The organism is Myxococcales bacterium, from assembly GCA_012517325.1.
Lineage (GTDB): Bacteria > Lernaellota > Lernaellaia > Lernaellales > Lernaellaceae > JAAYVF01.
In genome coordinates, this window is sequence record JAAYVF010000098.1 from 1 (window position 1) to 22,299 (window position 22,299).

21 protein-coding genes are annotated in these 22,299 nt (G+C 66.5%); 16 read left to right on the plus strand and 5 right to left on the minus strand.

Going from position 1 to position 22,299, the window contains the following annotated elements; translation table 11 throughout:
* Nucleotides 1-167: 167 nt before the first annotated feature.
* From GX444_17250 to GX444_17265, 4 genes are read right to left on the minus strand one after another with little or no spacing between them, the layout of a single operon-like run.
* On the minus strand, nucleotides 168-1,142 hold the full coding sequence (locus tag GX444_17250) for a hypothetical protein (protein NLH50329.1): 975 nt from the start codon (nucleotides 1,140-1,142) through the stop codon (nucleotides 168-170).
* 5 nt (nucleotides 1,143-1,147) lie between these two features.
* Entirely contained in the window at nucleotides 1,148-2,584 is a 1,437-nt protein-coding gene (locus GX444_17255; GenBank protein ID NLH50330.1) for an RtcB family protein, read from the minus strand.
* Nucleotides 2,585-2,587: 3 nt separating this feature from the next.
* Complete coding sequence (locus GX444_17260) at nucleotides 2,588-3,658, minus strand: hypothetical protein (GenBank protein ID NLH50331.1); 1,071 nt, start codon at nucleotides 3,656-3,658, stop codon at nucleotides 2,588-2,590.
* Nucleotides 3,651-4,088 carry an acyl-CoA thioesterase gene (locus tag GX444_17265; protein ID NLH50332.1) on the minus strand — a complete coding sequence of 146 codons (438 nt, stop codon included), beginning with the start codon at nucleotides 4,086-4,088 and terminating at the stop codon, nucleotides 3,651-3,653. Before GX444_17265 ends, GX444_17260 begins: the two co-directional genes overlap by 8 nt.
* A 206-nt stretch (nucleotides 4,089-4,294) precedes the next feature.
* Between GX444_17265 and GX444_17270 the strand changes: the two genes are divergently transcribed.
* From GX444_17270 to GX444_17280, 3 genes are read left to right on the plus strand one after another with little or no spacing between them, the layout of a single operon-like run.
* Complete coding sequence (locus GX444_17270; GenBank protein ID NLH50333.1) at nucleotides 4,295-4,798, plus strand: DivIVA domain-containing protein; 504 nt, start codon at nucleotides 4,295-4,297, stop codon at nucleotides 4,796-4,798.
* Complete coding sequence (locus tag GX444_17275; GenBank protein ID NLH50334.1) at nucleotides 4,795-5,085, plus strand: DUF167 domain-containing protein; 291 nt, start codon at nucleotides 4,795-4,797, stop codon at nucleotides 5,083-5,085. Before GX444_17270 ends, GX444_17275 begins: the two co-directional genes overlap by 4 nt.
* Nucleotides 5,082-6,062: a hypothetical protein gene (locus GX444_17280; GenBank protein NLH50335.1), complete on the plus strand. Its 981-nt coding sequence runs from the start codon at nucleotides 5,082-5,084 to the stop codon at nucleotides 6,060-6,062. The genes GX444_17275 and GX444_17280 overlap by 4 nt, the downstream gene beginning before the upstream one ends.
* A gap of 293 nt (nucleotides 6,063-6,355) precedes the next feature.
* Here GX444_17280 and GX444_17285 read toward each other — a convergent pair whose 3' ends face one another.
* Nucleotides 6,356-7,543, minus strand: coding sequence for a TlpA family protein disulfide reductase (locus GX444_17285; protein NLH50336.1), 1,188 nt, complete (start codon nucleotides 7,541-7,543; stop codon nucleotides 6,356-6,358).
* A 127-nt stretch (nucleotides 7,544-7,670) separates the two neighbouring features.
* On the opposite strand from GX444_17285, the gene GX444_17290 reads away from it, so the two are divergent.
* The 13 genes from GX444_17290 to GX444_17350 are packed head-to-tail and all read left to right on the plus strand — an operon-like array spanning nucleotide 7,671 to nucleotide 22,298.
* Entirely contained in the window at nucleotides 7,671-8,567 is an 897-nt protein-coding gene (locus GX444_17290) for a glycosyltransferase family 2 protein (GenBank protein ID NLH50337.1), read from the plus strand.
* Nucleotides 8,564-10,009 carry an oligosaccharide flippase family protein gene (locus GX444_17295; protein ID NLH50338.1) on the plus strand — a complete coding sequence of 482 codons (1,446 nt, stop codon included), beginning with the start codon at nucleotides 8,564-8,566 and terminating at the stop codon, nucleotides 10,007-10,009. Before GX444_17290 ends, GX444_17295 begins: the two co-directional genes overlap by 4 nt.
* A complete protein-coding gene (locus GX444_17300) occupies nucleotides 10,006-10,584 on the plus strand; it encodes a methyltransferase domain-containing protein (GenBank protein ID NLH50339.1) in 579 nt (192 codons plus the stop codon). Before GX444_17295 ends, GX444_17300 begins: the two co-directional genes overlap by 4 nt.
* 2 nt (nucleotides 10,585-10,586) lie before the next feature.
* The gene (locus GX444_17305; protein ID NLH50340.1) at nucleotides 10,587-11,621 is read left to right on the plus strand and encodes a radical SAM protein; all 1,035 of its coding nucleotides are present in this window, start codon (nucleotides 10,587-10,589) and stop codon (nucleotides 11,619-11,621) included.
* The gene (locus GX444_17310) at nucleotides 11,618-12,820 is read left to right on the plus strand and encodes a glycosyltransferase family 4 protein (GenBank protein NLH50341.1); all 1,203 of its coding nucleotides are present in this window, start codon (nucleotides 11,618-11,620) and stop codon (nucleotides 12,818-12,820) included. The genes GX444_17305 and GX444_17310 overlap by 4 nt, the downstream gene beginning before the upstream one ends.
* Nucleotides 12,820-13,932, plus strand: coding sequence for a glycosyltransferase family 4 protein (locus GX444_17315; protein ID NLH50342.1), 1,113 nt, complete (start codon nucleotides 12,820-12,822; stop codon nucleotides 13,930-13,932). Before GX444_17310 ends, GX444_17315 begins: the two co-directional genes overlap by 1 nt.
* Nucleotides 13,913-15,427, plus strand: a complete 1,515-nt coding sequence (locus GX444_17320) for an O-antigen ligase family protein (GenBank protein NLH50343.1) — start codon at nucleotides 13,913-13,915, stop codon at nucleotides 15,425-15,427. Before GX444_17315 ends, GX444_17320 begins: the two co-directional genes overlap by 20 nt.
* Nucleotides 15,424-16,512, plus strand: coding sequence for a glycosyltransferase family 9 protein (locus GX444_17325; protein NLH50344.1), 1,089 nt, complete (start codon nucleotides 15,424-15,426; stop codon nucleotides 16,510-16,512). Before GX444_17320 ends, GX444_17325 begins: the two co-directional genes overlap by 4 nt.
* On the plus strand, nucleotides 16,509-17,660 hold the full coding sequence (locus GX444_17330; protein ID NLH50345.1) for a glycosyltransferase family 4 protein: 1,152 nt from the start codon (nucleotides 16,509-16,511) through the stop codon (nucleotides 17,658-17,660). Before GX444_17325 ends, GX444_17330 begins: the two co-directional genes overlap by 4 nt.
* Nucleotides 17,653-18,696, plus strand: a complete 1,044-nt coding sequence (locus GX444_17335) for a glycosyltransferase family 9 protein (GenBank protein ID NLH50346.1) — start codon at nucleotides 17,653-17,655, stop codon at nucleotides 18,694-18,696. The genes GX444_17330 and GX444_17335 overlap by 8 nt, the downstream gene beginning before the upstream one ends.
* Nucleotides 18,693-20,555, plus strand: coding sequence for a glycosyltransferase (locus tag GX444_17340; protein NLH50347.1), 1,863 nt, complete (start codon nucleotides 18,693-18,695; stop codon nucleotides 20,553-20,555). The genes GX444_17335 and GX444_17340 overlap by 4 nt, the downstream gene beginning before the upstream one ends.
* Entirely contained in the window at nucleotides 20,527-21,564 is a 1,038-nt protein-coding gene (locus GX444_17345) for a GNAT family N-acetyltransferase (protein ID NLH50348.1), read from the plus strand. Before GX444_17340 ends, GX444_17345 begins: the two co-directional genes overlap by 29 nt.
* Nucleotides 21,561-22,298, plus strand: coding sequence for a class I SAM-dependent methyltransferase (locus GX444_17350; GenBank protein ID NLH50349.1), 738 nt, complete (start codon nucleotides 21,561-21,563; stop codon nucleotides 22,296-22,298). The genes GX444_17345 and GX444_17350 overlap by 4 nt, the downstream gene beginning before the upstream one ends.
* Nucleotide 22,299: the final 1 nt, after the last annotated feature.

The following is a 22,299-nucleotide window of genomic DNA, read 5'->3' on the forward strand; positions in this document are numbered from 1 at the left end:
AAAGCCCGATGCAAAACGGAAAATCGAAAGGGAACAACCAACTGGACGTGGGTCTATCAGGCCTCGGCTCCGAACTCTACGTAACCAAGGGGACATTTTTGCTGCACAGTTAAGGGGACATATTGCCTAAGTATAAACAGTTTGGCGCCCCGCCGGAAGCAAGCGGATTATTTCGTCTCGGCCGGCGTTTCCGCGGGACCTTTCCAGAGCCAACCTTCGCTGAGCAGGCACCCCGCATCGTTGCAATCCATCACCATCAGCGTGGCGGTCATCGTTTCGCCGTCGATCGTCAGGGAATAGCCGTGGGCGCTCGGTTGAACCTCTCCCTGGCCGAAGGCGCGCGTCATTTCCAACAGTCTCGCCTGGACGTCCGCCGGCGCCCGCCGCGCGCGCGACAGCCTGGCGATGGCGGACAAGCCCCAGTCGGGTGAAAAGCCGAGCAACCATTCCCATTCGGGGTCGGCCTCGCGCCAGGAGAGGCATTCCAAGCCGGCGAAAAAGTCGGACGGGCGCGCCGGGCCGGCGAGCAATCGCTCCGCTTGTTCCCGGGTGGCGCCGAAGCGCAGCCCGGCGGGGGCGAAGGCCTCGGCTGCCTTCAGCTTCAACCGGCGGCGCGAGGTATCCATCGCGCGATAGGCCGCCTTGTCGACGAAGGCCACCGACAGGCTCTGGTCGCCGCCGCAAGACAGGTAGACCAGCATCGTGTCGGTTTCGTATTCGAGGAACAGCCGCTCGCCGCGCGACAGATCCGCGTTGAAGCGATAGCCCCGATCGAACGCGCGGCGAAAGCCCTGCGCTTTTTCCAGATCCGCCGTGGGATAATGCAGCCGCACGCGAAACAGCCGCTCGTTCCAGAAACTGAGTCCGACCCGCTCGACGTTCGCGGTGAACCATTCGGGTAGCGGCTTGTCGTCCGCGAAGGGATCGAGCACCGACCAGGACTGCCCGAGCTCCGTGTCGTAGGTATCGAGCTGCCGCGACCGCGCGGCGAACGCCTGTTCCATCTCGGCGACCGTCATTCCGAAACGCAGCGGGCCGAGCGCGAAATCTTTTTTTTGTCCCGGCAATTCGGTACAACCGGCGCCCAGAAGCGCCAGGACGCCCAACAGCGCGGCCAGAATCGCCGCCGGAACTCGCCGCATCGCATTCATCCTTTGATCACCGCCAGCGGCCGTAGTCGCGCCACCTTGCGGGCCAGGCCGGCGCCGTGTACGACTTCCACCACGGCGGCCACGTTTTTATAGGCTTCGGGCATTTCCTCGGCCAGGGTGCCGCGTTGCCGCGCCCGCACCAGGACGCCCGACCGGCGCAGTTCCTCGTCGATGACCCGGCCGCGCGCCTGTTTCATCGCCGCGTGCCGCGACAACAGCCGCCCCGCGCCGTGGCAGGTCGAGCCGAAGGTTTCGCGCCCCGCCTGTTCCGTCCCTACCAGCACGTAACTTTCCGAGCCCATGTCGCCGGGCACGAGCACCGGCTGGCCGACCTCGCGGTAACGCGCCGGGATGTCGGGCGAGCCCGGGCCGAAGGCGCGCGTCGCGCCCTTGCGGTGCACCACCAGCTTGCGCCGGACGCCTTCGACCTCGTGCGTTTCGATTTTCGCGATGTTGTGCGCCACGTCGTAGACGGTTCGCAGGCCCAGTTCGCGCGGGGCGAGGCGCAGCGCCGCCGACAAGATCCGGGCGGCGCGGGCCATCAGGATTTGCCGGTTGGCGAAGGCGTAATTCGCGGCGGCGGCCATGGCGGCCAGATATTCGCGGCCCGGGGCGCTGGCCCGCGGCGCGCAAGCCAATTGGCGGTCGGGCAGGTGCAGCGGATGCTGCCGGACGTGGCGGGCCATCGCCGCCAGGAAATCGTCGCAAACCTGGTAGCCCAGCCCGCGGCTGCCGCTGTGAATCAACACCGTGATCTGCCCGGGGCGCAGGCCGAAAGCGTCCGCGGCGACGGCGTCGAAAATCTCTTCGACATAGCCGATTTCGGCGAAGTGGTTGCCGCTGCCCAGCGTGCCGAGCTGGTCCTTGCCGCGCTCCAGCGCCTTGTCGCTCACCGTATCAGGGTCGGCGTCGTCGATCGCGCCGCCGTCTTCGAGGTAGGCGAGTTCGTCCGCCTCGCCCCAGCCGGCGCGCACCGCCCAGGCCGCGCCGTCGCGCAGCACCCGCTTCAATTCTTTCGGACCGAGCGCGACATCCCCGCCGCGTCCGACGCCGGCCGGAATCCCGGCATAAAACGCGTCGACCAGGGTCGGCAGCTCGGCTTCGATTTCCCGCCGGTCGAGCGCCGTGACCGCCAGACGCACGCCGCAGTTGATGTCGTAGCCGACGCCGCCCGGCGACACGACGCCCGCGTCGAAATCGAACGCCGCCACGCCGCCGATCGGAAAGCCGTAGCCCCAATGAATGTCGGGCATCGCCAGGCTCGCGCCGACGATTCCCGGCAGGTGGGCCACGTTGCGCACCTGCGCGGCCGCCTCGTCCTTGCCCAGTTCGCGTTCGAGGCGCTCATCGACGTAGATACGCCCCTCGACCCGCATCCCGCCCTGCTTCGGCAGGCGCAAGCGGAATTCGTCCAGGCGGATCCAGTCGCTCATGGCCTACTGCTCGAAAAAAAGCAAGTTGGCGATGCCCGGGAAGGTCTCGGTTTCGGTGACGCCGTTTTTCACGGTGCGGATCGTGGTGTCCATCCGGAGGCGGTACAGCATCGGATCGGCGACCAGCAGGCGGACGATCTTCTGCTCGACGTAGGAACACGGGCCGAGCGGGTCGATGGTTTCGCCGTACCGGCCGTTGCGCGCCTCGACGAAGTACTCGGTGTCGTCGATGCGGCCGTGCAGGTTGAACGCCACCGGGTGGCGGTATTTCTTCGTCGCCTGCCATTGCAGGATTTCCAGGTCGACGGCGTCGGTATGGCGTGGTTGCTGGCCGTCGCGCACGGCCATCAGGCTGCGGACGATCTCCGCGCCGCGCTTTTGCAGTTTGACGATCTGGTGAAAATCGACCGTCCGCACGGGCGTGGAAACGTGCAGGCTGAACCAGTTTTTCGAGAACGAAAAATACGCCTCGTTCGACCAGCAATGATCGGTGTAGCCCGTGCCCGTCACCTGGAAGGTCTGCCCGTCGGACGCGACCGTCCCGCTGACCCGGCCGCGCGGCGCGGTCATCAGCCAGTTCCAGGTGTCGTTGTTCTTGCCCAGCAACAGCCGGCCGGTGCCGTTGCGCCACAAGGGCGCGGTGGGCGTCAGGGTCATCTCGGCCGTCACCTTGCCTTCCTGGATCGAGAGGCGGTAATCGCGCCCGTCCTGCCAGAATCGAGCCTTGCCAGCGTGGACGTCGAAGCGGTCGGTCGCCGCCTGGAAGCGGCTGTTGTCGATCCGCAATTCGTTGGAGTAAATCCGCCCGTTCGGGGCGTAATAAGAGACGTTGATGCCGGGATTGTTGTCGTAGAGGCCGGCGTTGCTGACCAGCACCACGGCGAAGAAGAAGCCGCCGTCGTCGGCCCGGGCGTGAAACGACCAGCTTTCCATGTAGGTTTCGTCGCTCATCGGATGCCAGCGGCCCGCCTCGCTCGGATTCAAGGCCGGCTGGCCGGAAAACTGCGAAACCGCCGCGCCGGCCAGCCCGGCGGCCGCGAGCAACAGCACGATCGTACCGATCACCCTACGCATGATCCTTGTACTCCCGTTCCAGGGCCTGGTTCCGCAACGAATCGAGGTAGTCGCGCGGCGGGCGTTTCAAAACGCCGGCCCGGTTGACGAACGCATGGCGCGTATAGCCCAGGACGCACACCTCGCCGTCCGCCCCGTAAATCCGGTAATCGAACCGGATCGAGGCGTTTTTCACCCATTTGCGGTTCAGCCACAACTCGATGACCAACTCGTCGTCGAACCGCGCCGGGCGTTTGTGCTCCAGGTGCGTCTCGACGATCACGATGCAGTATTCCGCCTCCTCGAACATCGCCCGCGGCGCCAGGGAATATTTGCGAAACCACTCGGTGCGCCCGATATCGAGCAGGCGCAGGTAATTGGCGTAATACACAATGCCCAGGGCATCGGTATCGCCGAAGATGACCCGGTATGGTACACGCAACAAACCCATCGCCGCACTCCTTGATGAATTCGCGAGCGAGCCTATTAACCGCGACCCCCGGCCGCAAATCAAGGGGACATCGGAAAGAAAACAATCCAGGTTTTATTAAAACGGCCAATCGATGCCGAGATCCAACGCTAAAAATGCGTTGCTTTTTCCGCAGTTTTTGCTACACTGTGGCCGCTTTCAATTGATTATTTTCGTGGAGCAAAATGATGAAAATTACGCCGCTGGACATCAAGCAGCAGCAGTTCAAGAAGATCCGCAGCCGTTATTACGACCTGGGCGAGGTCGACTCGTTCCTCAACATGGTCGCGATGGAGATGGAAGCGAACCTGCGCGAAAACGCCGAGATGAAAGAGGAGCTCAAGCGGGTCAAGAGCCGCCTGAACGAACTGGTCGAGAACGAGAAAATCCTCAAGGACGCCATCATTTCCACCCAGAAGGCCGTCGAGGACATCCTTTCCAACGCCCGCAAGGAACGCGAGATCATCGTCGCCCAGGCCCGGCTGGACGCGGAAAAGCTCATCGGCAACGCCCACGACCAGGTACGCAACCTGACCCAGGATGTTCAGGAACTGCGCCGCCAGCGCGTGCGCGTCGAGGCCGAGCTGACCGCCGTGCTGACCAGCCACCTCAAGCTGCTCGAAGCCGCCGCCGAGGAAACCGACCGCCACGAGGAAGAGGCCGACAAGGTGATGATCCTGGGCAAAAAGTGAGTTCCCTGCTCCGCCCGGCACCCGAGGGCGCGTTGCTGCAGGCGCGGGTCACCCCCAAGGCCTCGGCCGACCGCCTGGGCCCCCTGCACGACGACCGCCTGAAAATCGCCGTCACCTCGCCGCCCGACAAAGGCAAGGCCAACGAACACGTGGCGCGCCTGCTCGCCAAAAAGCTGGACTTGCCGAAAAGCGCCGTCGAGGTCGTCGCCGGCGCGACCGACCGCGCGAAAACCCTGCTGATCCGGGGCTTGTCGGTCGAACAGGTCCGCGACAAACTGGGTCTATGAAGTTTTTCCGCCTCGCCCTGTTGCTGCTCCTGTTGCTGCCGGCGCCGCGGGCCCGGTGCGCCGAGCCCCGGTGGGTGCGCTTCGATACCGAGCATTTCGGCATTCAATTTCCCGATCAGGAAGCCTCGGCGGGTGTGTCGTTCGGCAAGACGCTGGAAGCCCTGCGCGGCCGCGTGCTGGCGGTCATTCCGGCCGCCGGCGACGCGCCGAAGGTCAACGTCCTGCTGGCGCCCGATCGCGCGTCCTTCGACCAACTGCAGCCGGACGGCCGGGCGCCCGAGTGGGCGGTCGGCACAGCCAACGTCAAGACCCGGACGATCATCGTTTATTCGCCGCGCGGCGCGCTCGACAAGAGGCTGAGCGACGAATACGAAAAAACCGTTTTGCACGAGTTGAGCCACGTTTACCTGAGCGACGCCGTCCAGGGGCGGCACCTGCCGCGCTGGCTGAACGAGGGCGTGGCGCAACTGGTGGCCGGCCAGTGGACGAGTATGGACGCCGCGCGGCTGACCGTCACGCTGCTCCTGGACCGGCTGATTCCGCTGAAGGATCTGATCAACCATTGGCCGGAAACCGAATCACGGGCCAAGCTGGCCTACGCCGAATCGCTGGCGCTGACGAATTACCTGCAGGAATCGGGGCGGCTGTCGCCGGTGCTTGAAAATATCCGCGCCGGCCAAACGTCATCGGAAGCCCTGAAGAGCGCGACCGGCGCGTCGCTCCAAACCTTCGAAAAACGCTGGCTGCGTTTTCTGCGGCAGAAATACACCTGGCTGTCGATTCTCAACCAGGGCTGTCTCTGGACGTTCATGGCGCTGCTGCTGGTGGTGGGGTGGTTTCTGGTCAAGCTGCGCCGGAAAAAGCAGTACGAACGCCTCGACGACGACCTGACCGGCCCGCCCCTGCCCCCGCTGCGCAAACTGCGCCCCCTCCGCCGCCGCGGCGACGGCGACCCGCCGATCCGGCGGGTGCATTGAACCCGGCTAGAAGAAAAAACCGTAATAGCGCCTATCGTCATTTCTTTACCTAGCGAGTCAGCCGACAGGTGAAATATTTGATCCCTCACCCTTGGTCCTTCTCCCATTTAAGGGCGAGTGGAAAAGATGAATGGGCTCCCTTCATCCCCAGGTGGGAGAAGGGTCGGGAATTAGGGGAAAAAGTCCGGACTTTTGTGGAGCAGGCTCACGTAAAGAAATCACTAATCAATGATATTAACGCCCGGCGGCGGCCGAGGGGCCGCCGCCGGAAGTATCGTTTGGAAAAGTGCGGTTTACTTCGTCATCAGGAAGTCGACCACGTCGGCCACGAGGCCCGAGCCGTAGCCGTGCCATTTGACGCGGATGACGTGATCGGCGTCGAGGATCATATTGAACGGGAACGCCGGCTGCCACCAATAGGCCTGTTGAACATGGTCGGTGGAGTCGTTCAGGTTCGGGATCAGGCCGGTCCAGCCGTGATCCGTAATCCAATCCTGCAACTCGGATTGATCGACCGAACCGCCCGTGTTGTCCTCGTACATCAGGCCCAGAATGACCACGTCGTCGCCGTTGTCGAGGTATTCCTGCATCAGGTCGGCCAGTTCGTTGGCCTCCTGGCCGCAGTACACGCACCACTGCGCGTAGCCGTCGATCACCACGATCTGGTCCGCGTAATCGGCCAGCGAAACCGAATTGCCGTCCTGGTCGATCAGGGTGAAATCGGCCATCGTCGCGCCGATCGCGGTGTCGCTGTCGGCCACCTCGTAGTGGTAGGTCTTTTCGTTGCTTTTGTTGCCGACGCTGTCGATGTAGTAGTACTTCAATTCGTGCGTACCCTCGGCCAGCGCGCCCTCGATGTCGGTGAAGTCGTAGCCGACGAGGTAGTTCAACTGGTCGCTGGTGCACTCGACGTAGCTGGGGATGTCGTCGTATTCGACGATCTCGCCGCCGTCGAGCGCGTAGTACATTTTGCCGCCCGCCAGGTCGCAGGCTTCATCCTTGAAGGTCGGGAACAGGAAGGCTTTTTCCTGCGTGCCGATGGTCTCCGGCAGCGTCGCCTGGGACCACAATTCGTAATCGAGCGCCGAGAGGAACAGTTGCGACCCCAACAGCAGGGGGATCGAGCTGACGGAGTCGTCGTCATCGTCGCCGGTATCGTCGTCGGTCGTGTCGTCATCGGCGGTGTCGTCGTCGCCGCCGGACAGGCAGTCGCTGACGGCCGCGCAATTGGCGGCGTTGAGCACGCATTGGCCGACCGCGGCGGTGGTATCGGTATCGCAGATGCGCTGGCAGTCGTCGGCCGTTTCGGCGCCGATCAAACCGCCCAGGCCGCATTGGCCGACGCGGTTGCAGAACGCATCGCAGGCCGAGGAGCCGCCGTCGTCGTTGTCGTCGTCGTCGCCGGTGCTGCACTGAGTGAGGAAAACCAAGGCCGAGCCCAGCATGAGCAGGAAAATCAACCCCAAAAGCGTTCTTTTCATCGTTGTACTCCTTCGAGTTCTCGAAACGGCGACGATAAAGGTCTTTGCGGCGCAAGTCAATTTCGCTTGACCGGCCCGGAATCGTTGCGCAAACTGCATCCGAATATCAAGAAAGCGCGCGCGCCGCATGGAAAATCCGAACCTCTCCGTCGTCATCGCCGCCTATCAAGCCGGCGCCACGATCGGCCGCACGGTCGATTCGGTCCGGGCCTGCTTGGGCGGCGAGCGGCTGCAGATCATCGTCGCCGACGACGGCAGCGACGACGACACCCGCGACCAGGCAGCGCGCCCGGGGGTCGAAATCCTCGCCCTCCCCCACGTCGGCCGGCCCGCCGCGCTCAACGCCGGCCTTGCCGCCGCCCGGGGCGAGATCGTGCTGTTCACCGATGCCGACTGCGTCGTGCCGTACTCCTGGATCGAGGATCTATTGGACGACCTCAAAGACGTCGACGGCGTCGGCGGCAACCTGCTGCCGAGCCGCCTGACCGCCGTCGAACTGGCGAAGGTGCTGCGCTACGTGCAGGAATTCGAGCGGAACTACGAACTGGCGGGCGAATACCCCGGCATCTGCCTCAACGGCAACAACATGGCCCTGCGCCTCGAAGCGTTGCGGAAGGTGGGCGGCTTCGACGAGACCTTTCTGCACGGCGCCGACGCCGACCTGACCCGGCGGCTCCTGGCGGCCGGCTGCCGGTTGCGGCGCACGGTCCAGGCGCAGGTCACTCACCTCAAGGTGGACGATTTCCGTTCGTTTCTGCGCACGATGTGGCGGCGCGGCAGCACGGTGAAATTCGGGCTGAAGAGCGGCGAGGAGAACTGGGGCACGATGTTGCGGGCCCTGTGTCTCTCGCCCTGGAAATGGTTGCTGATCGATTTCCGGCGCGCGCCGCGCCTGGCCATCCTGGGTCCGGAAGCGACCGGCGGGCGGGCCTGGTTGGCGCCGCTGGTCAATTTCGCGGGCGGCATCGTCAACGCGCTGGGGCGCATCCACTACTATCGGCGGTTTCGGCGGGGCGTTCGATGAGCCTGGTCCGCAAAGCCGCCGGCGCCGCGTTCTGGGTCGCCTTCGCGACCTACGCCGGGCAGTTGATCACCTTCCTGGCCAACATCGCCCTGATGCGCCTAATCGCGCCCGAAGCGTTCGGCGTGCTGTCGCTGGCGACCTTTTTCTGCACCCTGGCCCGTAAGCTGGTTGGGTTCGGCTTCAATCACGCGCTGATCCACAAGCAGGACGACCTGGACACCGCCGCCGGGACGCACTTCGCGCTCAACCTCGCCAGCGCCGCCGTGGTAATGCTGACGGCCTTCGCGGCGTATCCGGCGGTCGCGCACTATTACGACCGGTTGACCGCCCTGGTGCTGATCGGCGTGTCGGTCGGCGCCGCCTTCGAAAGCGCCAGCTTCACGCCGCGGATCATGCTGGAAAAGCAGGTCGAGTTCCGCGGGCTGATGCTGCTCAACCTCGCTATCAACCTGACGGTCAACGGGCTGGCGGTCGGCGCCGCCTGGCTGTGGCCGAACGTGTGGGTGCTGGCGTTTCGCGTGGCCGGCGCCCAGGCGATCGAAGCGATCGGCTATTGGAAACTCAACGCCGGACTGAAGCTGCAACGGCCGACCCGCGACATGGCCCGGTGGTTTCTGCGCTTCGGGTCGCCGCTGTGGCTGGCGGGCCTGGCGACCTTCGCGGTGCTGCAGTTCGACGACTTCCTGGTCGGCACGATGATCGACGAAAAGGCGCTCGGTTTTTACAGTCGCGCTTACGCCCTGGCCGTGCTGCCCACGACGATGGTCGGCCACATCGTGGCGCGCGTCGCCTTTCCCATCTACAGCCAGTTGCAGCGCGACAAGAACAAGCTGTCGGAAGCCTTCACCCTGGTGATGCGGCTGATCGTGCTGTTTTCGGGGCCCGCCGCCCTGGGCCTGGCCTATTGCGCGCCGGAATTCGTGGCGGTGGTCTTCGGCGAAACCTGGCGGCCGATGGCCTCGCTGGTCCGTTACCTGCTGCTGTACGAGGTGCTGCGGCCGATGTTCGACGACGTGGGCGAACTGTTCACGGCGATCGGCGAGCCGCGCAAGATCAGCCGCATCCAGGTGGCCCAGGCGATCGCGGTGGTCGTTCTGACGCCGCCGCTGGTCTATTTTTTCGCGGCCAAGGGCGCGGCGCTGTCGGTCGGGCTGGTGATGCTGCTGGGCGTGATCCTGGCATACCGGGATCTGCGCCCGCATGTTATATTCGACTTCTGGGGCGTCCTGGTCCTACCGTTGGTGTTGTGCCTGGGAGCGGCGGGACTGTCGGCCCTGGTTTTGTCCCTCTGGCAACCGGCCGGCGAGGTGACCCGGCTGATCGCGAAAATCGTGTTGTTCGGCGGGTTCACCGTCTTGTTGCTCGGATTGGCGCAAGGCCGGCGGTTGCGGCGGGAATACGGCGAAATTAAAAATCGTTTAACGAAACGGGAAGCGGTTTGAAAACGTTGGATGTCGGTTGCGGCGGCAATAAAACGCCCGGCGCGTTCGGGGTGGATCTTTATCCCTTTCCCGGCGTGGACCTGACGCACGACCTGGACCGGACACCGTGGCCGCTCGCCGACAACCAGTTCGACCGGATCGTCGCGTCGCACGTCATCGAGCATCTGCAAGATCCCGTCGCGTTCATGAACGAGATCCACCGCGTCGCCAAGCCCGGCGCCGTCGTCGAACTGGTGACACCGCACTTTTCCAACCGTTGCGCCTACGCCGACCCGACGCACCGGCGTGCCCTGAGCGCGCGGGCCTTCGACTTTTTCACCGGCACGCCGCCCCGCCGGCCGGGCCGCCTGGCGGTGCTGGGCAATTATCTGTTCGAACACCGCTACGAGTACCCACGCCTGCCGAGCGTCGCGCCGTTCAGTCCCGTGCGCCTGCATTTGTCGTTCAGCCGGATCTTTCGCCTGACGGGCATCGCCTGGCTCGCCAACCGCTTCCTCGATTTTTACGAATTTTACGGCGCCTGGTTGCTGCCGGCCCGCGACCTTCACCTGACCCTGCGGGTGGAGAAATCCTGACCATGGACCGGCGACGTTTCGGCTCCCAGGTCGTCTACTTTTCCGACACCACCGGCGGCGGCTGGGCGGGCCTTGCGCTGCGCCTGCGTCTGGCCGGCGACAAGGGACCGGTCCGGCTGGCGGCCGACGTCCGCCGCAAGTGGCACCGCCGTTTTCGCCCGCACGAACCGCTGCCGTTCGCGCAGGCGATTCACCTCGAGGTGACCAACGCCTGCAATTTGCGCTGCGTCATGTGCCCGCGGCAGTTCATGGATCGTCCGGTGGGGCGGATGGACCGGGAGCGGTTCGGCGAGATCGCGCGGCAGTTGAAAACGCAACGCGACTGGATCGAATCGGTCGCGCTGATGGGCCTGGGCGAACCCTTTTTGCACCCGGAGTTGCTCGACCTGGGCCGGATCGCCAAGGAAGCCGGCCTGCACCGGCTATACACGAGCACCAACGCGACGCTGCTGAGCGAAAGCCGCGTCGCGGAATTGCTCGCCGCCGACGTGTTCGACCAGCTCATCCTGTCGGTGGACGGCGATCGGGCGACCTACGAGAAAGTCCGCCCCGGTTGCGCCTACGAGGTCGTCGAAGCCGGAGTCGAGCGGCTGCTCGCGGCGAAACGGCAGCGCGGCGCGCGGCGGCCGGCCATCGAACTGCAAATCCTGCTGATGGACCAGACCGAGGCGGAGATCGAAGACTTCTGCGCCCGCTGGGTGCCGCTGCTGGGCTCGCGCGACCGCATCCTCATCAAGGAAGTCGACACCTTCGGCGGCCAGGTCGACGACCGCCGCACCGCCGCGCACCGTCACCTCGAACCGGCGGAGCGTTTTGCCTGCCGCCAACTCTGGAAGGATCTGGCGGTTAGTTGGGACGGGCGCGTCACGGTGTGCTGCAAGGACGTGCTGTACAAGCTGGCGGTCGGCAACGTGAACGAAACGCCGCTGGCCGAACTCTGGCGGTCAGCGCGTTGGGAAACCATCCGCCGCCTGCACCTGGAAAAACGCTGGGACGAACTGGACCCCTGCCGCGATTGCCTGGAGTGGTGGATTTGAACGCGCCGATCCTGCACGTCACCGACGCCTTTCCGCCCGAACGGGGCGGCGTCGAACGCGTCGTCGAGGAACTGGCCGCCGCGCAGGTCCGCGCCGGCCGCCGCGTGCAGGTGCTGACCAAGGCAGTCGCCGGAGCCCCGGCGCGCGAGGTCCGCGCCGACGGCGTGGAGGTTTTTCGCTATCCGTTCGCGGCGCGGCCGACTCCCTGGAAATACCTGACCAGCATCCGCGCCAGTCGCCGGCTGGCGCGGCAAATCGACCGCGAATCGCCGCCGGCCCTGGTGCATTTTCACCTGACGCTCTCGGCCCAGGGGCCGCTCGACCTTTGGCGAGGACGCAAACCGCTGGTCTATAGTTTTTACGGGCCTTGGCACGCGGAATTCGCCGTCGAGGCCGAGGAAATCCGGCGCGCCGCGGGCGGGCTTTACCGCGCCTATCTGGACGAGCAAATGGCCTGGCAGCGCCGCCGGCAAATCCGCCTGTTGCGCGCGGTCGATCGGGTCGCGGTGCTCAGCGAATTCAGTCGCGGCTGGGTCGGCCAACTGGCCCCCGAACGCGCGGCGGACGCGGTGCGGATTCCGGGCGGCATCGACCCGGATCGTTTCACCCCCGATGCGGTGCCGGCGATCGATTGGCGCTCCGGCGCGGATTTCGTGGTGTTGACGGTTCGCCGCCTGGCACGCCGCATGGGGCTGGATCTTTTGCTGGCGGCGGTCGCCGAATTGAAAACCCGCGGCCTGGCGGTTCGCTGCCTGATCGCCGGCGGCGGGCCCTTGCGCCGCGAGTTGGAGGAGCAGGCCGAACAACTGGGCATCACCGCGCAGGTTTGCTTTTTGGGCTTCGTGCCGGACGAACAATTGCAGGGCCTGTACCGCGCGGCCGACCTGTTCGTCGTGCCGTCCCGCGCCGAGGAAAATTTCGGCCTCATCGTTTTGGAGGCCGCCGCTTGCGGCGTTCCGGTGGCGGCGACGCCGGTCGGTTCGCTGCCCGAAATGCTGGCGGCGGTCGCGTCGCCCTACCAGGCGCGCGAAACGACGGCCACGGCGCTGGCCGAGGTGATCGAACGCGCGGCGCGGGAACGCGAACCGCAGGCGCGCACCTGCCGCGAAATCGTTTCGCCGCGACTTCGCCGCGAGTATTCCTGGCCGCGGATCGCCGCGGAATTCGACCGGGTTTACGCCGGCCTGGGGGTCGACTGATGCGCGTCGCCGTGCTGGGCCATACCTACATCGTCCGCGCCAATCGCGGCAAATATCGCGCGCTGGAGCGCCGCGGCCATCAGGTGCTGCTGTGTTCGCCGCGCCTCTGGCGGGAGACCGATTTCGGCCTGCGCACGTTCGAGAGCGACGATCGCCTGGACGCCGCCGCCTTTTCCTGTCCGTTCCACGGCCGGGTGCGCCGTTATTGGTATCCGCGCGGCGAACTGCTGGCGGCGCTGCGCGGCTGGCGGCCCGACGCCCTCGTGGCGGAAACCGAGCCCGGCGGCTTGGCGGCGCTGGAAGCCGTGTGGGCGGCGACCCGCCTGGGGCTGCCTTTGCTGCCGTTCTCATGGGAGAATCTGCCGTTGACGGGTTGGTCGCGCCTGGCGGCGCTGCCGGTTTATCGCGCCGCGCGCCGGTTGCTCGTCGGTTCGGGGGGAGCGGCGCTAGTCGCCCGCCGCGCCGGGTATCGCGGTCCGCTCACCGTGATCCCGCAGGTCGGGGTGGATCCGGCGCGGATTCCGCCGCGCCGCGCCGCCGGCCCCGCGTCGCCGCCGACGGTGCTGTTTCTCGGCCGGTTGGATCGTAAAAAAGGCGCCGACCTGCTGCTCGACGCCCTGGCGGCGGCGCCGGCCTGGCGCGGCCTGATCATCGGCGACGGCGCCGAACGCGGCAATCTCGAAGCGCACGCCGCCCGCCTGCGGCTGGGCGATCGGGTGACTTTTCGCGCGGCCGTTTCCCACGAGGAGGTGCCGGCCGTGCTGACCGGCGCCGACGCCCTGGCGCTGCCCAGCCGCACCGTTCCCGGGTGGGCCGAGCAATTCGGCCACGTCCTGGCGTGGGCGATGGCGGCCGGGTTGCCGATCGTCGCCAGCCGTTGCGGCGCGATCCCGGAAGTGGTCGGCGACGCCGGCCTGCTCTGCGCCGAGAACGCGGCGCCGGAGCTGGCGGCGGCGCTCGAGCGGTTGACCGACGGCGCGACGTGGCGCCAACTGGCGGAAAACGGCCGGCGCCGCGCGGCGGCGCGGTTTACCGATGAAGCCGTGGCGGCGCGGTTGGAACAAGCGCTGCGGCTGGCGTGGGAGAGGAACGATGCCGACTTCGGCCTCTGAAGACCTGATTCGCCGCATCGTCACGCATCGCAACACGCGCGAAGTGATGGGCGCGATGCTGGGCATCGCCCTGGCCTGGATTGTCGGCAAGAGCATCGCCGGCGAAAAATTCGGCTTTCTGATCGCCCTGCTGGGCGCCACCGTTTTCCTGCTGGCCTTCTTCAACCGCCATTCGATCGTCGTGCTTTTCCCGATCGCCATCGCGCTGCCGAACATCGGGCTGGACATCCCCGGCCCCTGGGCCATCACGGTGGAGGACGCCTTCGTCCTGCTGACCTTCAGCGGTTACCTGACGCGTTCGATCATCAACCGGCAGTTCATCATTCCGCGCGACGACCGCATCGCCCTGCCGTTTCTCTTGTTCGTCATGATCGCCATCCTGTGCATCACCAAGGTCGCCTGGGTCAGCCCCAACAACATTTTGTTCAACAGCAAGGAGCTGATGCGGCTGACGATGCTCGCCCTGTTTTACATCATGCTGGTCGACGTGCTCGACAGCCCCGAGCAGATTTTGCGGCTGGTCAAATGGCTGCTGGTCTGGGCGCTGTGGATGGCCGGGATCAGCTACTACATCTACTTCACGCATTCGCCCTTCTGGTATTACATCCTGACGATGAACCCGGCCTACATTTTCCTGCGCACGAAGATCCTGCGCATGATCAGCATCGCCGGATCAACCAGCTACACCGGCATCTACTACGCCTCGATCCTCTCGCTGGCGACCCACTATCTGCCGCTGTTCCGCGACAAGGGCCGCCGGGTCTGGGGCTGGCTGCTGTTGCTGCTGATCCTGTCGTGCATCGTTCTGACCTTCAACCGCGGCACCTGGGTCGGCATTCTTATCGGCCTCTCGGTGCTGTCCATGAAGGGCTACATCAGCCGCCGGCGGGTCGTCGTGATGACGCTGCTGCTGGCGGGCATCACCGTACTGATGACCACCTCGCTGTTCGGCCAGATCGACGTCGAACAGCAAGTCGTCGATTTCGTCCACTACTCGCGCAGCAGCGCGGAATCGCGACTCGTGCGCTGGGTCAGCGCCATCAACGTGATCCTCGAACACCCGCTGATGGGCGTGGGGTACAACAACTACGCCTTCGTTTACGGGCATTACTCGATGTACGAGGGCGTCAGTTCGATGTACGGCAGCCCGCACAACATGTTCGTCGACGTCATCACCGGTACCGGCTTTCTGGGCTTCGGCGTCTTCATGACCCTGATCGTCCGCCTCTGGCGCCAGATGGCGGCCAACCTCCGGGCGGCGCTGACGCCCGACATGGCGCGGCTGTCGCGCGGGATTTTTCTGGCCTACCTGATCTTCCTGGGCAGCGGCCTGTTCGATTCCTTTTTATTCAAGCCGCACCACAGCTCGTACCTGATCGTCGCCATCTGGGCGATGAGTACCGCGATCCACCGCCTGCGCATCGGCTACTACCCCGAACATTCGATCGTCCTGGCCGCCGAGTCGCCGCCGGCCGCCGAGGAGCCGAAGCCGTGAGCGCGGGCTACCGGCTTTTTTCGCTGGCCGGCGCGCTGGCCGGGCCGCGGGTGCGCCGCCGCGCCGCCGGTTTTTCACCCGCCGCGATCCGGCGGATTTGGGTTCATAAGCCCGATCACCTGGGCGACGCCCTGCTGGCCAGGCCGGCGCTGGCCGCACTGCGCGCCGCTTACCCGCAAGCGGAAATCGTTTTCGCCTGCCACCCGCCGGCCGCAGCGCTCCTCGCGGCCGACGTTCTCGGTTATCGCCTCGAGCCCTGGGACAGCCCGTTCCTGGGCGGCGGCGGCAGTTGGCTGAAGTACCGGGCCGCCGTCCGCCGCCGGTCGCCCGATTTGCTGATCAACCTGCGTCATGACGTGCGCGACATTCTGCTGTGCACCGCCTGCCGCCCGCGGTTTCTCGCGACCTACGATCACGAAGGCACCGGTCGGCTGGCGACGCATCCCGGCCGGCCGCCGGAAGAAGCAAAGCCCGAGGCCGACAACCACTTGTCCCTGCTGGCCGAAACGCTGCGGATCGCCCCGGCGACGGTGCCCCCGCTGCCGCTGACCCCGGCCGCCCAGACGGCCGCCGCGGTTTGGGATTCCCTGCCCGGCGACGGGCCGCGGATCGTTTTGCACGCGGCGGCGCGCACGCCCGCCAAGCTGTGGCCGGCTGCCCATTGGCGCGCCCTGCTCGGCCTGCTGGCCGAGCGCACCCGCGCCCGGCTGGCGTTCATCGGCGGCGGCGACGACCGGCCTTTCAATCAAATCATTCTTCACGGCCAGAACGGCCGCGCGGCCGATTGGGCCGGGCGGTTCGACCTCGCCCAGACCGCCGGGATCGTCGCGGCGGCCGATCTGCTGATCGGCGTCGATTCCGGACCGGGCCACCTGGCGAAAGCGGTCGGCACGCCGGTCGTCACGCTGATGAGCGGCACCAACGTGGCGCCGCGGTGGGCGCCCGACCCAGCGCGGGCGCTGGCCCACCCGGTCGCCTGCGCGCCGTGCCGGAAGGAACGTTGCCCGGTCGCCGGCCATCCCTGCCTGCGCGACCTGACGCCCGCCGAGGTGTTGGGGGCGGTGGAACGGTGGTGGCGCACATGAAGACGATCCTGTTCGACGCGACTCCCTTTACTCCCGAGCACCTGACCGGCGCGGGCCGCCTGGTTCAGGAAATGATCCGGCATCTGGCGTCGTGGGACCGCGAATACCGCTATTTGCTGTTCGGCTTCGCGCCGCGGATCTGGGAGCCCGAAACCCTGCCTGGCAATTTCCGGTACGAAACGATCAAGCCCTGGCGCTTTCTGGGGCCGCTGGCGCTGGAAGCCGCGCGCCGGCAACACATCGGGGCGCTGGTTTCGACGCGGCACATCGACCTGGTGCATTGCACGCTCGAAATGACGCCCGTTTACGAGGAAAACACGCCGGTCCTGTTTTCGCTCTACGATCTGGCCCGGCTGTCGCCGCATTTTTTGTATTCCACGCCGCAGAACCTGCGTTCGCTCCTCCGCACCCGGCTGCGTTACCGGTCGGCGAAACGCGCCGATTTCATCCACACCATCAGCCATTACAGCGCCGAGCGGATCGCCGAACTGCTGCGTTTCGACCCGCGGCGTATCCGCGTGATTTATCCGGGCGCGAATCCGCTGTTTTGTCCGGGCGACCCCGATCCGGCGACGCTGGCGCGTCATGGCTTGACGGCCGGCGCGTATTTTCTGTTCGTCGGCCAGTTCGGCCGCCAGAAAAACGAGGACGGCCTGATCAAGGCCTTCTACGAGGCCCGGCGCGCCGACGCGCTGCCCGCCGACTACCAACTGGCGCTGGTCGGCGACGTCACCGCCCTGCGCGAATCAACCCGGCACCTGCTGCATGGCGAAAAGGAGGGGGATCGGGTTAAACTGTTGCCGGGCATCGGCGACGCGGATCTGTTGCACCTGTACCGGGGGGCGACGGCCCTGGTGCTGCCCAGTTTTTACGAAGGTTTCGGCCTGCCCGTTCTGGAGGCGATGTCGTGCGGCGTCCTGCCGATCGTCAGCAACGCGACGAGCCTGCCCGAGGTGGTCGGCGCGGCGGGGCTGATCGTCACGGCGGGCCGGCACGAACAGTTGACCGAGGCGCTGATCCGCGCGGCCACCGACGCCGCCTGGCGGCAACGGCGGCGCGAAGCGATTCTCGCGCAAGCCGCCCGGTTTACCTATGCCGCCATGGCGAAGGAAATGCGGGCGTTGTACGACGAGATGACCCATGACTAGCCGGACCCTGATCGTCAGCCTGCAAGGCATCGGCAACTCGCTGCTGGCCTTGCCGCTGGCCCGCGCCCTGTACGAAAACGGCGAACCGGCCACCCTGCTGACGCTGTCGCCGCGCGCCCTGCCGCTGCTCGAACGCGTCCCCTTTCTCGCCGCCGCGCTGGCCGCGGGCGAAGCCGATTACCAGGGGCTCGCCGGCCGCGCCCGCCTGTGGCGCGAACTCCGGCGCCGGCGTTTCTCGCGCGCGATTTTTTCGTATCCCTCGGGCGCCAACGCCTATCGTTTCATCCGGCTCGCGGGCATCCCCGAACGCCTCGGCCACCGCTACCCGGAAGCCGGCGGCGCCTGGCGCCACCTGACCCTCGCCGTCCCAGCGCCGGCCCGGACCCACGACCTGGATCAAAACCGGCAACTGCTCGCCGCGCTGGGTTTGCCGGCCGCACCGGCCGATTGCTGGCCGGTACTGTCGGTTCCCGACGAGTTGCGCGCCAAGGCCCGCGCCTATCTGGCCGGGCAGGGACTCGATCCCGAGGCGCGCTACCTGGGACTGCACACCGGATGCGACGGCCTGTGGGTCGAGAAGCGTTGGCCGGAAGAACATTTCGCCGTCCTCGCCGAGGAGATTTTTCGGCGCCACGGACTACCGGCGATCGTTTTCGACGGCCCCGCCGAACCCGGCACGGGCCGGCGGGTGGTCCGGCTGGCGAAAACTCCGGTGCACGCGCTGGACGGTTTCGGCGAGCTGACCGACGCCTGGGGTTTGCTGAGCGTTTGCGACCTGTTTGTCGCGAACGATTCGGGGCTGATGAACCTGGCGGCCGCCAGCGGCATCCCGACGGTCGCGGTTTTCGGGCCCAGCGAACCGCACCGGACCCGGCCGTACGGTCCGCGCGGCCGCGCCGTGGTCACCGAACGGACTTGCGCGCCCTGTTACGGCCTGGGGCCGTACCCGGGTTGTCCGCACGCTTACGCTCATTGCCTCGCCGGGTTGCCGCCCGGGCGAGTGCTGGCCGCGGCCGAGGATTTGTTGCGCCGATGAAAATCCTTTACCTCGATCAATATTTTTCCACCCGCGAAGGGATCAGCGGTACGCGCGCCTACGAATTCGCCCGCCGGTGGGTCGCGCAGGGGCACCGGGTGACGGTTCTCACCAGCGCCAGCCGGTACAGCGATCTCGATGGCCGGGCCCAACAGCGTCTCGTCGAACGCCGCGACATCGAAGGCATCCGCGTATTGTGCATCCGCTCCTATTACTCCCAGCAAATGAGCCGCGCGGCCCGCTTGCGCGCGTTTTTCCACTACATGATCTGGGCGGCGTTGATCGGCATTCAGCTTTCCCGCCACGACGTCGTGTTCGCCAGTTCGACGCCGCTGACCATCGGCGTGCCGGCGGTCTGGATCAGCCGCTGGCGCGGCACGCCCTTCGTTTTCGAGGTGCGCGATCTTTGGCCGCAGGCGCCGATCGAAATGGGCTTTTTGCGTAATCCGCTGGCGATCGCCGTCGCGCGCCTCGCCGAACGGCTTTTCTACCGGCTGGCGGCGCGAATCGTCACGCTCAGCCCCGGCATGACCGACGGCGTGGTCCGGGCCGGCGTGTCCGCCGGGAAAATCGTCATGGTCCCCAACGCCTGCGACCCGGATTTGTTCGGCGCCGCCGATCCGGCCGGGGTGCGCGAAAAACTCGGCGTCGCGCCGGACGAGATACTGATCATCCACGCGGGCAACCTCGGGCCGTCCAACGACGGCGACTGGTTGCTGAACCTGGCCGGCGCGCTGGCGCGGACCGAGGCGCGCTATCGCATTCTGCTGCTGGGCGAAGGCAGCGAACGCGAACGCCTGGAACGACGCGCCGCCGAGGAAGGCATCACGAACATCCTGTTCGCCGGGCCCGTCAGCCGTCGCGAAACGGCGCCGTATCTGCACGCCGCCGACTGGGGCATCGTCTCCTTCGCCGACAAGCCGGTACTGGCCACCAACAGCCCGAACAAGTTTTTCGATTACCTCGCCGCCGGGCTGCCCGTGCTGGTCAATACTCCCGGCTGGACCGCCGCGCTCTTGCAGGAAGGCGGCGCCGGTCTCGCCCTGCCGCGCGAAATTAAAAAAGCCGCCGGGCTCGTCGCCGCGACCGACCGCGAGGGCACGCGCCGCGCCGCCATGGCCGCCGCCGCCCGCCGGTTGTCGTCGCGGTTCGCGCGCGACGAACTGGCCGGCACGGTTTTACATACGCTGCGCGACGTCCGCGACCAGCGCCCGTTCGCCCTGGAGCCGCTGTTGAAGCGGGCAACCGACCTGCTGCTGGCCGGCGCGGCAACGGTGGTGCTTTCGCCGTTTCTGCTCGCCGTCGCCGTCGCGATCAAATGGGATTCGCCGGGGCCGGTCTTCTTCCGGCAGGATCGCATCGGGCGGGACGGCCGGCGGTTCCGGTTGTGGAAATTCCGGACCATGGTCGAGGACGCAGCGTCCCTGGGCGACGGGCTCAACGTCGGCGCGCACGATTCGCGGATCACCCGGGTCGGCCGCTTTCTGCGCGAGTGGTCGCTCGACGAGCTGCCGCAACTGTTCAACATGATCCGGGGCGACATGGCGATCGTCGGCCCCCGGCCCGCGCTGGCGGAACACGTCGCGCAGTACGACGAGACACAACGGGAACGCTTGCGCGTACGCCCGGGGCTGACGGGACTGGCCCAGATCAACGGCCGCAACGCCCTGACCTGGGCCGAAAAACTGGCCTTCGACGTGCGCTACGCCCGCGCCTGGTCGTACCTCGGCGATTGGCGCATTATTTTAAAAACCATTCCGGTGGTGCTGCGGCGCGAGGGTTTGTACGAAACCGACGCCGGCAAGCAGGACCGGTTCAACCGGTTTGACGATGGCGACGATCGAACTACTCGGCCTTGACCGGGCCGACCGCTGGCGAAGCCTGCTGGAAGAATCCGGCCTCGGGGACGTTTATCATCATCCGGGCTATTTGGCGGCGCTGGCGGCCAACGGCGACGGCGAACCGCGGCTGTTTTACTTCCGCGACGCCGGCTGCACGGCGCTGCACGTCGCCCTCTGGCGGCCGTTGAGCGCCCTGCCCTTCGCCCATCCCTACGCTGATCGCTTCGACGCCGTCTCACCTTACGGTTACGCCGGCCCGGTGACCGACGCGCCGGCCAGGGCCGCCGATGTCTGGCGCGCCTGGGCCGAAACCGCCCGCGCCAACGGCCTCGTCGCCGAGTTCATCCGCTTTCATCCGTTGCTGCAAAACCACCGCGCGTTCGCCGATCAGATCGAGGTGCTCGCCGCCGGCCGCACGATCTGGATGGACCTGACCGCCCCGATCGAAACCGGCATTTCGAAGTCGCGGTTGCGCGACGCGCGCTGGGCGACGCGGGAAAACGTGCGGGTCGAGTCGTCCGCCCACGACCGCCTGCCGGCCTTTTTCGAAATGTACCAGGCGACCATGCGGCGAAAGGGCGCCGAGGCGTACTATTTTTTCCCGTGGGAATATTTCGCCCGGCTGCGCGACGGGCTGGGCGGCGATTTCTGGCTGATGCGCGCCCATCGCGGCGATCGCGACTGCGCCTACGCCATCTGCCTGCGGCACCGCGACCGCCTGCACTACCACCTGAGCTGTTCGGACGAAGACCTGGCCCAGTATCGCGCGGTCACGCAACTGCTGGTGGAAACGGCCCGGCTGGGCCGCGATGTCGGGCTGACTTCTTTCCACCTGGGCGGCGGCTACCGCGGCGAGGATTCGCTGTTTCAATTCAAGAGCCATTTTTCGCCCCACCAGGCGCCGTTTTTCGTCGGCCGCGCGCGGCATGACCCGGAGGCCATCGCGCACCTGGCCCGGTTGGCGGCGGCGGCGGGCCAGGCGGCGGTCGATCCGAACTTCTTTCCGCCCTACCGGAGCCGGCGATGACGGGCGATATGCGCACCTTTTACGAGAACGAGGCGGAACGCCGCAAATGGGGCGAGGCGCTGGCGGGCGAAGGGCTGTTCCCGACCGAATTGCAACTGGTCCGCGAGGCGTTCGTTCCCGGCGGCCGGGTGCTGGACGTCGGCTGCGGCGGCGGCCGCGAGGCGTTCGGCCTGGCGGCGCTGGGTTTTCAGGTCACCGCGGTGGATTACCTGCCGGCGTTCGTCGCGGCGTGCCGGCAAGGCGCCGCCGCGCGCGGTCTATCGCTGGACGTGCGGCAGGCCGACGCGGCGGAACTGCCGTTCGCGGACGGCGCGTTCGATCACGTGATGATGGTCGGGCAATTGCTCGGCCACGTGCGCCCGCGCGAACGGCGCCGGCAGGTGTTGCGGGAAATCGGCCGGGTGATGCGGCCCGGCACCGCGATCGTCTCGACCAACGCCATTGAACGCCGTCGCTGGTACGGGGCATACTTTTGGCTGCTCAACGGCTGGCGCCGCGTTTACAATCCGCTGGGGCTCGAACCCGACGACGCCTTCGTGCGTCGCATCGGCGGCGAGAAGTCGGCCTCCGGCGAGCGGCCGCTGTTTCATTGGTATCGCACGCCGGAATTCCGGCGCGACGCCGCCGCGGCCGGCTGGCGCGTCGAGCGCTGGCTGCGCCGCTACGAGCAGGAGCGGGCCCTGGCCGACCCCTCGACCAGCGGCGAGACGTTTTACGTGCTACGAAAGGAATAAT

Excerpts from the sequence above, each read along its gene's own strand:
- GX444_17250 (NLH50329.1), bottom strand. The coding sequence starts at position 1,142 with ATGCGGCGAGTTCCGGCGGCGATTCTGGCCGCGCTGTTGGGCGTCCTG.
- GX444_17255 (NLH50330.1), bottom strand. The coding sequence starts at position 2,584 with ATGAGCGACTGGATCCGCCTGGACGAATTCCGCTTGCGCCTGCCGAAG.
- GX444_17260 (NLH50331.1), bottom strand. The coding sequence starts at position 3,658 with ATGCGTAGGGTGATCGGTACGATCGTGCTGTTGCTCGCGGCCGCCGGG.
- GX444_17265 (NLH50332.1), bottom strand. The coding sequence starts at position 4,088 with ATGGGTTTGTTGCGTGTACCATACCGGGTCATCTTCGGCGATACCGAT.
- GX444_17270 (NLH50333.1), top strand. The coding sequence starts at position 4,295 with ATGAAAATTACGCCGCTGGACATCAAGCAGCAGCAGTTCAAGAAGATC.
- GX444_17280 (NLH50335.1), top strand. The coding sequence starts at position 5,082 with ATGAAGTTTTTCCGCCTCGCCCTGTTGCTGCTCCTGTTGCTGCCGGCG.
- GX444_17285 (NLH50336.1), bottom strand. The coding sequence starts at position 7,543 with ATGAAAAGAACGCTTTTGGGGTTGATTTTCCTGCTCATGCTGGGCTCG.
- GX444_17290 (NLH50337.1), top strand. The coding sequence starts at position 7,671 with ATGGAAAATCCGAACCTCTCCGTCGTCATCGCCGCCTATCAAGCCGGC.
- GX444_17295 (NLH50338.1), top strand. The coding sequence starts at position 8,564 with ATGAGCCTGGTCCGCAAAGCCGCCGGCGCCGCGTTCTGGGTCGCCTTC.
- GX444_17305 (NLH50340.1), top strand. The coding sequence starts at position 10,587 with ATGGACCGGCGACGTTTCGGCTCCCAGGTCGTCTACTTTTCCGACACC.
- GX444_17315 (NLH50342.1), top strand. The coding sequence starts at position 12,820 with ATGCGCGTCGCCGTGCTGGGCCATACCTACATCGTCCGCGCCAATCGC.
- GX444_17320 (NLH50343.1), top strand. The coding sequence starts at position 13,913 with ATGCCGACTTCGGCCTCTGAAGACCTGATTCGCCGCATCGTCACGCAT.
- GX444_17330 (NLH50345.1), top strand. The coding sequence starts at position 16,509 with ATGAAGACGATCCTGTTCGACGCGACTCCCTTTACTCCCGAGCACCTG.
- GX444_17335 (NLH50346.1), top strand. The coding sequence starts at position 17,653 with ATGACTAGCCGGACCCTGATCGTCAGCCTGCAAGGCATCGGCAACTCG.
- GX444_17340 (NLH50347.1), top strand. The coding sequence starts at position 18,693 with ATGAAAATCCTTTACCTCGATCAATATTTTTCCACCCGCGAAGGGATC.
- GX444_17345 (NLH50348.1), top strand. The coding sequence starts at position 20,527 with ATGGCGACGATCGAACTACTCGGCCTTGACCGGGCCGACCGCTGGCGA.
- GX444_17350 (NLH50349.1), top strand. The coding sequence starts at position 21,561 with ATGACGGGCGATATGCGCACCTTTTACGAGAACGAGGCGGAACGCCGC.